General features: G+C 40.9%; 11 protein-coding genes. All 11 read left to right on the top strand.

All coding sequences use genetic code 11. From position 1 onward, the window contains the following. The first annotated feature begins 224 nt into the window (after nt 1–224). Nucleotides 225–3482, top strand: a complete 3258-nt coding sequence (locus tag BHU72_RS02435; protein ID WP_176720381.1) for an S-layer homology domain-containing protein — start codon at nt 225–227, stop codon at nt 3480–3482. Nucleotides 3483–4030: 548 nt separating this feature from the next. Next, complete coding sequence (gene katG, locus BHU72_RS02430; protein ID WP_069701033.1) at nt 4031–6223, top strand: catalase/peroxidase HPI; 2193 nt, start codon at nt 4031–4033, stop codon at nt 6221–6223. Between the two features lie 119 nt (nt 6224–6342). Next, the gene (locus BHU72_RS02425; RefSeq protein ID WP_069701061.1) at nt 6343–7506 is read left to right on the top strand and encodes an aldo/keto reductase; all 1164 of its coding nucleotides are present in this window, start codon (nt 6343–6345) and stop codon (nt 7504–7506) included. Between the two features lie 30 nt (nt 7507–7536). After that, on the top strand, nt 7537–8268 hold the full coding sequence (locus BHU72_RS02420) for an HAD family hydrolase (RefSeq protein ID WP_069701032.1): 732 nt from the start codon (nt 7537–7539) through the stop codon (nt 8266–8268). A 145-nt stretch (nt 8269–8413) separates the two neighbouring features. Next, entirely contained in the window at nt 8414–9565 is a 1152-nt protein-coding gene (gene hgcA / locus BHU72_RS02415) for a mercury methylation corrinoid protein HgcA (protein ID WP_252989018.1), read from the top strand. Between the two features lie 79 nt (nt 9566–9644). Continuing rightward, complete coding sequence (locus tag BHU72_RS16235; protein WP_069701031.1) at nt 9645–9854, top strand: 4Fe-4S binding protein; 210 nt, start codon at nt 9645–9647, stop codon at nt 9852–9854. 145 nt (nt 9855–9999) lie between these two features. Beyond that, the gene (locus tag BHU72_RS02405; RefSeq protein WP_069701030.1) at nt 10000–10716 is read left to right on the top strand and encodes a polyphosphate kinase 2 family protein; all 717 of its coding nucleotides are present in this window, start codon (nt 10000–10002) and stop codon (nt 10714–10716) included. A gap of 35 nt (nt 10717–10751) precedes the next feature. Next, the gene (gene sppA / locus BHU72_RS02400) at nt 10752–11708 is read left to right on the top strand and encodes a signal peptide peptidase SppA (protein WP_069701029.1); all 957 of its coding nucleotides are present in this window, start codon (nt 10752–10754) and stop codon (nt 11706–11708) included. An 11-nt stretch (nt 11709–11719) separates the two neighbouring features. Next, nucleotides 11720–12181 (top strand): RDD family protein, encoded by a 462-nt coding sequence (locus BHU72_RS02395; RefSeq protein WP_083248206.1) that lies wholly within the window; start codon nt 11720–11722, stop codon nt 12179–12181. 71 nt (nt 12182–12252) lie between these two features. Beyond that, nucleotides 12253–12858, top strand: coding sequence for a hypothetical protein (locus BHU72_RS02390; protein WP_069701027.1), 606 nt, complete (start codon nt 12253–12255; stop codon nt 12856–12858). Between the two features lie 20 nt (nt 12859–12878). Then, entirely contained in the window at nt 12879–13541 is a 663-nt protein-coding gene (gene sdaAB, locus BHU72_RS02385; protein ID WP_069701026.1) for an L-serine ammonia-lyase, iron-sulfur-dependent subunit beta, read from the top strand. Nucleotides 13542–13552: the final 11 nt, after the last annotated feature.

Raw genomic sequence — 13552 nt, 5'->3', positions numbered from 1 at the left:
AATTAGCTCTGGCATTATTATTTAGCTGTTTTTTTGTGCAGGTGACCTTTGGTAGTGAACCATTGGATGTAAGAAGTGCTACCTTGTTTGATAATGAAAACAAAATAGAAGTTATATTTAACCAAGATTTAGATCCAAGCTATGTCTTGTCTTTTAACAATACTCATGACGGTACCAGTAATTTTAGTATATCTAACAGTAAAAGAGGTGTAAATGGAGGAGGTTTGAATATACAAAGTGTGGGCTACGGTAGTTCCCCAAATATGATAGAGATTATTTTGACTCCTGCTAGTCTCACTGCTGACCGCTTTATCACAATAACCATGAAACAGGGTGCTGTTAAGGATGTCAATGGCAATTTATTCAGAGGACATACTCGGATAGTGGAAAACAACATTCAACCATATTCCCTAGAAATAAAGTTAAATGGCTCTCCAATAGTGGATGAACTTATTTTTTTTGAAGAAGTTTTGGGTTCATCATCAATTACAGCTAATTTGGAGATAACAGTAACCGATAGCGTTTACGGAGTTGAGGGTGTTGTGGTCAATATATTCAGTGTCACTAATAATTATAATTGGGCAGTTTATAAGACAGCAACAACCGACAGTGATGGTAAAGCCATTTTATCTGATGTTGTCATCAACTCTGCTTTCAAAGTGCTAAGTATAGATAACGTATTAAGCCAACCGATGATTATGGTTCCCCAGGATAAAGGTTTAGTTAAGGCGACCATTAATACAATATACTCTAGAACGGTCCGAAATGCGGTAAATCAGTCAAATGTTAAAACTTTGATAGGTAATGCTGCTTTGCTTGAGTTAAATGGAAAGGATTGTAATATCAATTATTATGTGGTACCTGATGATACAATAGCGGTAGAACTACTAATTGAGGATGAATTAATCCCTTATGGGACGAAAAGTGTTTTATCCAGACAAACTGTAAATCTACAGTCAAATCAAATAAGTGAGTTTAGTATGGATGCCTTTAATCGAGGGCAACACGCCATTTTATATAAAGAGAGAGAACCAGTAGACTCGCCTTTGCGGGATATCTATGAGATGACCATTTCTAATTCCAACGACTATACTGCTAGAAGCACTTATACCATCAGAGGACCCTGGGAGAGGGATTTGGAAGTATGGCTGGACAATCAGATGATATATGATGCCAATAGAGTAGTATTCACTGGCGGAACGGATTCAACCACTGTCCCTCATGCCAATTATGTTTATCTTGTACCAAATGAGATTACCAAGGGAGAAAGTTATGTTATGACATATCCCTCTGACCGGAATCTGGAGTTGGTTTTTGGGGTAGATGCCTACAGCTTTGCTCTTGGGAACCTGGCCAATGTTTGGCCAACTTTAAGTTTTCTAAACGACCAACAGGAAGTTTTAGGGCAGATTCGAGTAACTTTAAGACCATTTAATTCCACAGCTTCCGTGGATACAAGAAAGGTCTATCATTTGATTGACAGCAGTTCAGGTATTGCCGTTAAGTTAGATATGAATCAGTATGCTATCGGTGCCAATAGTAAATGGTACTACTTTCAAAAAGATTGGCCAACTGGTGAATCAGCTCTTGCTTTAGACCTAGGAGGAGAGGTAGGAATTCAGGTTGAGCAGGACAAAATTGGGAGGGGACAGAACCTATCAATTAGTCTTATGGCAGCAGATGGACATAAACTATTTAGAATCCATAATCAGATCACTGAAATAGAAATTAGGCTAGGAGCTACTATTATTGACAGGTTGGAGTCGTATAATTTGATTGACCATGTGTGGTTAGTACCAAGTCATGCAGATTCTGGAAGATATCAAGCTGTATTAACGAATGTGCAAGGTTTTCCTACAAAATTAGACCAGTTAAGCACTACATTTGATGTATTGGCAGTGGTTCACTTTAATTCACAGGGCGGTACTTCTGTGAATAGTGTTACAGTGGATTACAATACGTTGCTAGATGTGCCCATAGCTCCAACGAAGACTGGGTATAGCTTTGTAGGCTGGTATAGAGATACAGAGTTACTGATCCCGTGGAATTTCACAACTGATAATGTAACGGAAGATATAACATTGTATGCTAAGTGGACACAAATTCCAGGTGGAGATTCGTCAGGAGGCGATACAGGAGGTTCATCAGGAGGCGAATCAACGGCTGCACCTGCACCAGGACCAGCCACAGAGACAGAAGTAGTGCTAATAGTAAATGGAGAAGCACAGACTGCCGGTAAAGAAACAGTAATACAACAAGATGGAGAAAAAACCGTAACACTGCGAGCAGATAACAATATTTTGGGCCAAAAGATAGATGAAGTAATTGCACTAAATCAAGCGGAAGCAAGACTAGGTCAAAACGTGGTCGAAATACCAGTAGCAACCCTTGGGGCTAACCAGATTCGCAGTATTTTAACAGGGGATATCGTCAAAAAGATGGAAGAGAATCAGTTTACTCTTGTCATAAATACAGAAAAAACAGATTACATCATTCCAGCTAAAGAAATAGAGATTCAAAAAGTAGCAGCTATCTTAAATGTAGACCCCATATCTCTGCAGCAAATAGAAATAGAGCTGCGTATAAACTATAGCAACGAATTAAAAGTCGATGAAATAACTCAGCGAGGTAGAAATCAAGGAATCGAAGTAATAATACAGCCAGTAGAGTTTCAGATAATAGCCAGAACCACTAGCACTACAGGAGAGGTTCAGGAGACAACCGTAAGTCAATTTACCAATTACGTATCCAGAGTGATGGAAGTACCGCCAGGAGTGGATCCCAATAGGATTACTACCGGAATCCTGTACAACTCAGACGGAACCTTTAGCCACATACCTACAAATGTATTCAGGCAGGATAACAAATGGTATGCTAAGCTGAACTCCTTGACCAACTCCATCTATACCGTGATATGGAACAAAATAGCCGTAGCAGCAGTAGAAAACCATTGGTCAAAAGAAGTGGTTAATGATATGGCTTCTCGACTCGTAATAAAAAATCCAGATACCTTTAGCCCAGACCAATTTATCACCCGAGGGGAATTTGCCCAGTACATTACCAATGCCTTAGGTCTTTATCGCGCAAGTGTAGAGAAGACAACGAAGTTCAGCGATGTACCACCTACCCATAAGCTAGCTAATGCTATAACTATTGCATCAGACTACAAGATCATCTCTGGTTATCCGGACGGAACCTTTAAACCAGATGCCAAAATCACTCGAGAAGAAGCAATGACAATGTACGCAAAAGCTATGGATGTGGTGCGTTTGGTAAAAATAGACAACAATCGTATGGATAATTACAAAGACAAAGACCAGGTATCCTTCTGGGCCTATAAGTTTGTCGAAAAGACGGTTAGTATTGAAGTATTTAGAGGTCGGAGTACTGAAACTATTAATCCTAAAGAAGCATTCACTTATGCTGAGGCAGCAACAGCTATCCGTAACCTATTGATTAAATCAGGGTTAATCAACGAGTAATAGGATAGAAGATGGGGCAAAATCCGCAAGAGAAGAAGGATGGATTTCAGCAAATGAGGTTGAAATCTTTTAAGGCTTTGATTATGAATGAATTACTTAATTAGGAAATGAAGTGAAGTAATAAAAATGCCAACTAGGATATTATATCTTGGTTGGCATTTTTAGCATCATCAGAATTTATAAAGATTCTGACGATAAGTAACAGCAACTAAAGCATTCTCTTCGCAAAAGGACTTGGAGAATGCTAAGTTTTGTTTATAAAAACCCTGAAATTGCAGTTGTTAAAGCAATCAACGAGGCACATTAATAATATACGGATGTATTGAATAATAGTAATATCTAATTAGGTTATTGTATTAAAGAGTTCCAACTAGTAGAATTAGATTGTAACGATTACAAGTTTAATTTTAATTTAACTATTGATATAGATTCACTCACATCATAAGAATGAAACACTTAAAGATTAATGATAAAAATATATATTTCAAAGGGGTCTTTAGATGCCTTTTAAGTATAAATGAAATCAATTAAAGGAGAGGGTTTTCATTATGGAAGAAATGAAATGTCCGGTAACAGGTCATACAAGAAAAGCCATATCTGGTGGCGGCACTACAAATAAAGACTGGTGGCCAAATCAACTTAATTTGAAGATTCTTCATCAGAATTCAAACTTAAGCAATCCCATGGGCGTGGAATTCAATTATGCTGATGAATTTAACAAACTTGACCTTGAAGCAATAAAGAAAGATTTATATACGCTGATGACAGACTCGCAGGATTGGTGGCCAGCTGATTACGGACACTACGGGCCGCTATTTATCCGTATGGCATGGCACAGTGCAGGAACTTATAGATTGGGTGATGGCCGTGGTGGTGCCGTAGACGGGACCCAACGATTTGCGCCACTGAATAGTTGGCCAGATAATGTGAATCTCGATAAGGCACGCCGTTTGCTTTGGCCAATCAAGAAGAAATATGGAATGAAGATCTCCTGGGCGGATCTCATGATTCTAGCAGGCAACTGTGCTCTAGAATCGATGGGGTTCAAGACATTCGGTTTTGCAGGCGGCCGAGAGGATGTTTGGGAACCGCAAGAGGATGTGTACTGGGGATCTGAAAGTGAGTGGCTCGGAGACAAGCGTTACTCTGGTGAGCGAGACCTGGAAAATCCACTTGCAGCAGTACAGATGGGCTTGATATATGTGAATCCTGAAGGTCCGAATGGAGAGCCTAGTGCTGTTGCTTCCGGCCGTGATGTTCGGGAGACATTTTCACGCATGGCCATGAACGATGATGAGACTGTTGCCCTCATCGCAGGAGGCCACACCTTTGGAAAATGTCACGGAGCTGGTCCTGCAACACATGTTGGGCCTGAACCCGAAGGTGCAGGCATTGAAGAGCAGGGCCTTGGCTGGAAGAGTAGCTTCGGCACTGGTAAAGGCGGCGATACGATCAGCAGTGGGATTGAAGGCGCGTGGAAACCAAACCCAACAACATTTGATATGGGTTATCTAGAGACACTATTTAAATATGACTGGGATTTGGTGAAAAGCCCGGCCGGAGCTTATCAGTGGGTTCCAACGGACCCAGCTGCGGCAGATACTGTAGAAGATGCCCATGACCCTTCCAAGAGCCATGCACCGATGATGACTACAGCAGACCTCTCACTCAGGATGGACCCGATTTATGGACCAATAGCAAAGCGGTATCTCAATAACCCAGAGGAATTCGCGGATGCCTTCGCTCGTGCTTGGTTCAAACTGACTCACCGCGATATGGGGCCACGTTCACGTTATTTAGGACCTGAAGTTCCTGAGGAAGAACTGATATGGCAGGATCCAGTGCCTGCTGTGGATCATGAATTGATTGATAATCAGGATATTTCAGATATCAAAGGAAAAATCAATGCATCCGGTCTGTCTATCTCGCAACTTGTGAGTGTTGCATGGGCTTCAGCTTCCACCTTCCGCGGCTCAGACAAGCGTGGCGGAGCGAATGGGGCTCGGATTCGCCTAGAACCTCAGAGGAATTGGGAAGTCAACCAGCCAGATCAACTAAACACGGTGCTTGAGGTACTTGAAAAAATCCAGTTTGACTTCAATAATGCACAGTCGGGGCAAAAGAAAGTATCCCTAGCAGACTTAATTGTTCTTGGGGGATGTGTAGGTATCGAACAGGCTGCAAGGAATGCAGGTAATGACATATCCGTTTCATTTACGCCGGGGAGAACCGATGCTTTGCAGGAGCAGACTGAAGTGCAGTCTTTCTCTGTGATGGAACCAAAGGCGGATGGTTTCCGCAATTACCAGAAAGCTAAATATTCCGTATCGGCATTGGAACTCTTGGTAGACCGCGCTCAGCTGTTGACACTAACTGCTCCTGAAATGACAGTACTGGTTGGCGGTATGCGCGTCTTGAACGCCAATTTTGAACAGAGTCCACACGGCGTTTTCACCAAGAACCCTGAAGCACTCACGAATGACTTTTTTGTGAATCTCCTTGACACGGGTACAATTTGGAAGCCAATCTCTGAAGATGGAGATGTGTTCGAGGGACGCGACCGCACGACTGGTGCACTGAAGTGGACTGGTACCAATGTGGATTTGATCTTTGGCTCAAACTCTCAGCTCAGAGGTATCGCCGAAGTCTATGCATGTGATGACGCCCAGGAGAAATTCGTACAGGACTTCGTGTCGGCTTGGAATAAAGTAATGAATGCAGATCGTTTCGATCTTGTTTGATAGGTTAGTTTAATTTCCCCTTCTTCAACGGGATGAAAAATCATAACAATCTAAAGAACCGACTAAGACTCAATGCTTCAGTCGGTTCTTTGTATAGAAGGAAAGGAACTTTGAACGCTATGAAATATCGAATCAATCCTAAAAATCATGACAAGCTTTCGATTCTCGGTTTTGGTTGCATGCGCTTTTCGAAGGATGAAAAGGAAGTAGAAAAGCAAATCATCTATGCCATTGAAAATGGAGTTAATTATTTTGATACGGCATATATATATCCAAATAGTGAAGCAACTCTCGGTCGGGTGCTGGCGAATGGTTATCGTAATCGTGTGAAAATCGCGACTAAGATGCCTCTTTATTTGATCAAAAAGTATGAGGATTTTGATAAGATTTTGTTTGAGCAACTCAAACGATTACAGACGGATTATATCGACTATTACTTTATGCATATGCTTACAGATACTCATAACTGGAGTAGGCTTGTAGACATTGGCGTTATACGCTGGATTGAAGAAAAGAAAAAGAGTGGTCAGATTATCAATATCGGGTTTTCCTACCACGGCGGTAGGGAAGATTTCATTCAAGTAGTAGACGTCTATGATTGGGAATTTTGCATGATTCAGTATAACTTTCTTGATGAGAATAACCAAGCTGGTAAAACAGGATTACAATATGCAGCTGCAAATGGATTACCTGTGATGGTTATGGAGCCTTTGCGAGGTGGGAAACTGGTGACGAAACTCCCGAAGGAAGTCTATCACGTTTGGGAAACGGCATATGTGAAACGTTCTCCGGCAGAATGGGCATTCCGTTGGATTTGGAACCATCCTGAAGTGACGCTAGTACTATCAGGAATGAATTCACAGGCAATGGTGGAAGAGAACATTAGAGTAGCATCCAAGGCGGAGGCCAATTCTTTTACGGAAGAAGATTACCAGCTTTTTAGTAGAGTACGCAAGATATTAGATGATAAAATAAAGGTGCCTTGTACAGCCTGCAACTATTGTATACCTTGTCCACAAGGCGTAGACATCCCTACTTGCTTCTCTTGCTATAACGACCGAGAACTAGAAGGAAAGTGGATATCTAAAGGGAAGTATATTATGCAGACGAGTTTAAAAGCCAAGGCAAGTAATGCTTCACTCTGCAATAAGTGCGGGAAATGCGAGAAACACTGCCCGCAGAAGATAGCGATACGCGAGGAACTTGTGAATGTCTCGAAAGCATTAGAGGGTTTTTCCTATAAACCAGTAAGATTTCTCATTAAGCGGTTTATGAAATTATAGAGTTCGAAATACAAAGATAGGAGAGTTATCATGAGCTTACAAACTGCGATACTATTTGATTTAGATGGAACGTTACTACCGATGGATACGGATGCATTTGTGAAAACGTATATGACAGAATTGGCGAAAAGGGTTGCTCATATCGTTGATTCTACGGAATTCACAAAAGCATTGTGGGCTGGCACCCACGCAATGATGAAAAATGTCGATGGGGAAAAACGAAATGATGTAGTCTTTCAAGAAACATTCTTGAAGCTACTAAACATAGCGAAAGAAGATATTTGGCCAACGTTAGATGAATTCTATGAGATAGTATTCCCGTCGTTTTCATACCTAACAACACCGAATCCAATAGCGAAAGAGGTAGTTGAGTTAGCGCTTTTGCAGGGCTACAAGGTTGCCATAGCGACAAACCCCCTATTTCCTGAAGTAGCAATATACGAACGTATCCGCTGGGCGGGGCTCACTGATATACCATTTTCTTTTGTAACGGTATATGAGAATTCGTACTTTACGAAACCACATCCTCAATACTTTCAACAAATTTGTGATGCTTTAGAAGTCAATGCGACAGACTCAATTATGGTTGGCAATGACCGACAGGAGGATATGGCTGCTTCATTGATTGGGATGAAGACTTATCTTGTAGAGGATTGGGCAATCGATCGTGGGGAGCCGAAATTTGCTATAGATGCACAAGGAAAGCTTCAGGATTTATATCAAGATTTAAAGGAACAGCGAGGTCTGTTTGCTAAAAAGTAACGACAACTAAGGCATTCTCTTCGCTAAAGCTTGGCGAATGCCAAGTTTTCTTTATTCTACTTTGTTGCAGAGATAATAGACTATTAGTATGATTTAGCTAATCCTAATATAAGATTAAGATTTATGGATAGGGGGTGGTATTGTCATGGGCGGAAATCCGAAGTCTTGCTGAGTGATTGAAGAGAAATGTTCTTCTAGTATAGAAGAAAGACTGTTTCAAAAGATTCATCAAATCGAAGAGATAGTAGAAGACGCGCGAATCCAACATGCCATTACAGGATCTGTGGAAACATCTTTAGGTCCAATTCGTAGGATAAGTACTGAGTTAAGACTGATAGATTCTTATTGGAATCTGAAGGCCCGTCTTGGAATCGCTAGGGATACATTTAAGATTCCACCGGGGTTGTATGCCATTGGCAATCCCGATGCCAATTCTCCTGTGCTTGTGACATGTAATTATAAATTGACGATTGATATTGTTAGGGTGTCCTTAGACGGTATTGACACATGGTTGCTTGTGATTGATACAAAGGGTGTTAATGTTTGGTGTGCTGCGGGAAAGGGTACATTTTCTACAGAAGAAATCATCTACCGGATTCAAAAATATCAAATCAAGGAATTAGTAAGTCATAACACAATAATCGTTCCACAGTTAGGAGCACCAGGGATTACTGCGCATGAGATTACGAAGTTCGCAGGATTTAAAGTCATCTATGGACCCGTGTATGCGAAGGATATTCCGATGTTCTTATCCAATCAAAATGTTGCCACTGAAGACATGCGAAGAGTTAATTTTACGTTAAGAGAGCGTTTGGCAGTTGCGCCCCTCGAAACTTTCATGGCGATTCATTACTTACCGTACGTGATTATATTCTTTGTCTTACTACAGTGGTTCGGTGGGAATCATACGAGTATTATACAAGTGGTGCAGAGTGGACTCATGAATACAGTACCGTATCTGATTGCTATATTGATTGGAACATTAGCGTTTCCTATGCTGCTACCAGTGTTGCCCTTTCAGATGTTTGCAGTGAAAGCCCTCATTCTTGGATTATCTTGGTCTGCGGTAGTGTTTGCATTTGCTAATGTATTTCATTTCGAGCAATCGATCGCGGTAGGTGCTGCTAACATGCTTTTGTTGGCATCAATAATCAGCTTCTTAGCAATGAATTTTACAGGGAGCACAACGTTTACTTCGCTATCAGGAGTGAAAAAAGAAACGACAATTGCTGTTCCGACCATGGCTATTGCATCTGCCATCGCAATAGTCCTTATGATTTTAGGGTTTCTCTTGTAAATTTCGAAATTTGAATTTACTTAATTGTATGCTTATTTTTATATAAATTTGGGATGAAATAAGGAGCGGGGGATACGTCATGCAATATGTGAAAAACGTTGCAAAAATTGAGATTCACGTAGACAAATGTATTGGTTGCGGGCTGTGTGTAATGGTCTGCCCCCATGGCGTGATCAATATCCAAAACAGAAAAGCATATGTTGAGTATAGGGATCACTGCATCGAATGTGGCGCTTGTGATAAAAATTGTCCTGTACGCGCAATACAAGTCGAGTCGGGCGTTGGTTGAGCGTATGCCGTAATCAAAGGCTGGTTCACTGGAAGTGGGCCTAATTGTTGTTAAGGTAATTGCTAAAAGAAAGATGTTTGCTAAAAGAATTGGTTACTAGAAGAATTATTATACGGGCTTTAACTAAAAACAAAGGAGTGAGGGTATGAAACTAACGGATGTTAACCTTATGGAACGTGTGGATGATGAGTATTACACGAAGCGCCTTTCCGAATTGCAATATGAGATTTTAAGGTATCAAATTCAACTGTTTCAAGAAAAAGTACCAGTAATATTGTTGTTTGAAGGCTGGGACGCTGCGGGTAAGGGTGGAGTGATTAAGCGCATTACCGAAAAACTGGATCCAAGGATGTTCAACGTTCATCCAATCGGTCCACCAACCCCAACGGAGCAAAAGAATCATTATATGAGACGCTTTTGGTTGCGTTTGCCGACGTATGGGCAACTGGGGATATTTGACCGAAGCTGGTATGGCCGTGTATTGGTGGAGAGGATAGAAGGATATTGCACAACGAAAGAATGGGAAAGAGCCTATGAAGAAATCAACGAGTTTGAAAAACAGCTAATTCAAAATGGATATATGATTCAAAAATATTTCCTACATATTACGAAAGATAAGCAATTAGAGCGGTTTCAAGACCGTGAGACCCACTCATATAAACAATGGAAGCTTAGTGGTGATGACTGGAGAAATCGTGGGAAATGGAACGACTATGAGAAGGCCATTCAAGACATGCTAAATAAGACGAACACGAGCAATGCACCTTGGAAAGTTGTGTCATTTGAGCAGAAGAAGTCTGGTAGACTACAAGTAATGGAACATATGTTAAAAGCGTATAAAGCATTTTTCGCTAATAAGTAGTAATTATCTAAAATGGTATAAGAAAGGAGTTTACAATGAATCATAAACGATGGATTGCCGTTGCAATCTTTTTAGCATTGTTTTTTGTCAGTACAGCAACTCCGATGAAACCAATGGATTGGCCGACAGTGAACAACGATTGGATTGAGAACGTGTATCAAGATGGCGGCAATGACAGGATTGCACTATTAGAAATTGATGGAGAGATTGTAGATGTTCAGCAGTCATTGTTTCCGACCGGCCTATATAATCATGATATGTTTCTGCGCCAGCTAGAGCAGGCTTTTTCTGATGCTGCCATCAAAGCAGTTGTTTTACAAGTAAATTCGCCAGGAGGGGGAGTTTACGAAAGCGATGAAATCTACAATTCCATTCGAAAGTTAAAAAAGCAATACAACAAACCAATTGTAGTGTATATGAGCAAAATGGCAGCGTCTGGGGGATATTTTGTGTCTGCACCGGCAGATTATATTATTGCTAATCGCAATACACTAACTGGTTCTATTGGTGTAATTCTGGGAAACTTGAATTTCAAAGAATTAATGGAACGGTATGGAGTCAAGGATCAAACCTTTACAAGTGGACCGAATAAAGCAATCATGTCACCTTATCAAGACTTAACAGAAGAACAGCGCGTCATTATGCAATCAATCATCGATGATAGCTACCAGTACTTTGTCGATATTATCGTAGAAGGAAGAAATATGGAACGTAGTCGCGTCCTAGAAATTGCGGATGGTCGTATATATACGGGTAGCCAAGCGAAGGAAATTGGACTGGTCGACGATTTAGGACAGGTAGAGGATGCTATAGCCAAAGCATCAGACCTTGCTGGAGTGGTCAATCCTACGGTCATCACCTATACAGCAGACCAATGGTCACAGTTTAGAAGTTTGTTATATAAAGCTCCTAAGCTATTCCGTAGCACGAGCGACCTTCAAGAATTGCTGCCTGCATCACATCCAAACCTTATGTATATCTGGAACTGGTAGAGGGGTGTGAAATGATGAAATTTCGTGTGGCAGGATTCTGGATTCGTTTCTTAGCTTATGTAATTGACCTAATGGCGATAGGGTTTCTGACAACAATCATCCTATGGGTAATCAGCCAAGTGGTTGATATATCAACCTGGAACGTTAGCTTATTAGAAGTTGGGGCTATATCTGTTGGGGTCATTGGTTTTTTATATTTCGTTCTATTCACGAAGCTTTCTTCACAGACATTAGGGAAGCTTATGTTTGGTCTGCAAGTGATAAGACAAGATGGCGCACCATTAGATTGGTTAACAGTCTTGATTCGTGAAGTTGCTGGGAGAACCGTTTCTCAGCTATTTGGATCGCACATTGGGTATCTATGGATTGCTTTTCATCCACAAAAGACATCTTGGCATGATATGTTTGCAGATACTTACGTGATCTATGAAAAAGACTTAGAAAATAAGCGTTGGATATCAATTGATAGGTAAACTTTTCTATATCCCATCCGATAATATAAGTAATCAGTATTAACTCAAAGGATGGAAGGAGAGTTTCAAGGATGAAAATTTCTCAAAATGCGTCAACAGTAGCAAGTTACAAGAGTTATGAGCAGGATAATAAAAAAGCAGTGCAAAAGGATGGTAAGGAAGAATCGGCAAATGTAAGAAAGCAAGATGCGGATTCAGTGACACTTACATCAGATAAACCTGCCAAATCAGCTACGTATGAAAAGCCACAAGTAGCAAAGAAGCATGAACCAGATCACGCTACGATAGAACAACTGAAAGCAGAGAGTGAGCAAGCGTATCAACAACTACGTAAGCTTGTGGAAGAATTATTGTTGAAGCAAGGGTATACATTTCAGCAGTTATTAGATGGTGATGTGCCAGAGCAGATTAAAATAGATTTAGAAACGCAGAATGAAGCAGCAAAACTCATTGCTGATGATGGTCCCCTAGGAGCAGAGGCGGTTAGTGACCGTATTGTTGATTTTGCTAAAGCAATAACAGGCGGCGACCCAGCGAAGATTGAACTGATGCGTGATGCAATTACTCAAGGATTTGATGAAGCGAAACGTATGCTAGGTGATTACTTACCTGATGTTTCGATTAAGACATATGATTTAGTTATGGAAAAACTAGATAAATGGGCTAAGGGAGAATAAGGAAAAGGAGGGGCTAGCTTTTGAAATACTCTTCGGTTTTTGAAATAATAGGACCAGTCATGGTCGGTCCCTCTAGCTCCCACACGGCAGGAGCTCTTGTGATTGGAAGACTTGCTCGGAAAATGTTTGGCAGAAAACCTGACCAAGCAATGATTACTCTGTACGGTTCCTTTGCAAATACATATCATGGACATGGTACTGACATTGCTATTGTAGGCGGGATATTAGATTTGGATACGAACGACGAGAAGGTAATCCAATCATTCGAGTTAGCACAACAAATGGGGATTAATATTCAATTCGAGCTTAGTGAAATACAGAAGCGCCATCCCAATACTGCTCAAATTGAGCTTAGTGATGCTCACGGTAAACTAGTTATCGTGGGTATTTCTCTTGGTGGAGGTAAAGTGCAAATTATTTCCGTTAATGGGTTTGAGCTCAACTTAACGGGGGAAAGTCCTACGTTGTTAGTGTTGCATGAAGATCGTGCGGGAATGATTGCAAAGGTCGCAGGATTGTTAGGTAACCATAATATTAACATTGGACATATGGAAGTATCTCGTAAGGACAGGGGTTCAGAAGCTCTCATGGCAATTGAAACAGATCAACTTGTATCGGAAGAGTTAATGCGAGAAATAGAAGATATGACCCATATATTAATGGTCTCAGGCTTTACTTGCTAGGGGGGCTAGTG

The sequence above is a fragment of the Desulfuribacillus stibiiarsenatis genome (assembly GCF_001742305.1).
GTDB lineage: Bacteria > Bacillota > Bacilli > Desulfuribacillales > Desulfuribacillaceae > Desulfuribacillus_A > Desulfuribacillus_A stibiiarsenatis.
Note: the sequence above shows the minus strand (reverse complement) of the source record. Positions and strands in the feature narration are given on the sequence as shown.

Excerpts from the sequence above, each read along its gene's own strand:
- BHU72_RS02395 (WP_083248206.1), top strand. The coding sequence starts at position 11,720 with ATGATGAAATTTCGTGTGGCAGGATTCTGGATTCGTTTCTTAGCTTAT.
- BHU72_RS02390 (WP_069701027.1), top strand. The coding sequence starts at position 12,253 with ATGAAAATTTCTCAAAATGCGTCAACAGTAGCAAGTTACAAGAGTTAT.
- BHU72_RS02420 (WP_069701032.1), top strand. The coding sequence starts at position 7,537 with ATGAGCTTACAAACTGCGATACTATTTGATTTAGATGGAACGTTACTA.
- BHU72_RS02425 (WP_069701061.1), top strand. The coding sequence starts at position 6,343 with ATGAAATATCGAATCAATCCTAAAAATCATGACAAGCTTTCGATTCTC.
- sppA (WP_069701029.1), top strand. The coding sequence starts at position 10,752 with ATGAATCATAAACGATGGATTGCCGTTGCAATCTTTTTAGCATTGTTT.
- BHU72_RS02405 (WP_069701030.1), top strand. The coding sequence starts at position 10,000 with ATGAAACTAACGGATGTTAACCTTATGGAACGTGTGGATGATGAGTAT.
- BHU72_RS16235 (WP_069701031.1), top strand. The coding sequence starts at position 9,645 with ATGCAATATGTGAAAAACGTTGCAAAAATTGAGATTCACGTAGACAAA.
- katG (WP_069701033.1), top strand. The coding sequence starts at position 4,031 with ATGGAAGAAATGAAATGTCCGGTAACAGGTCATACAAGAAAAGCCATA.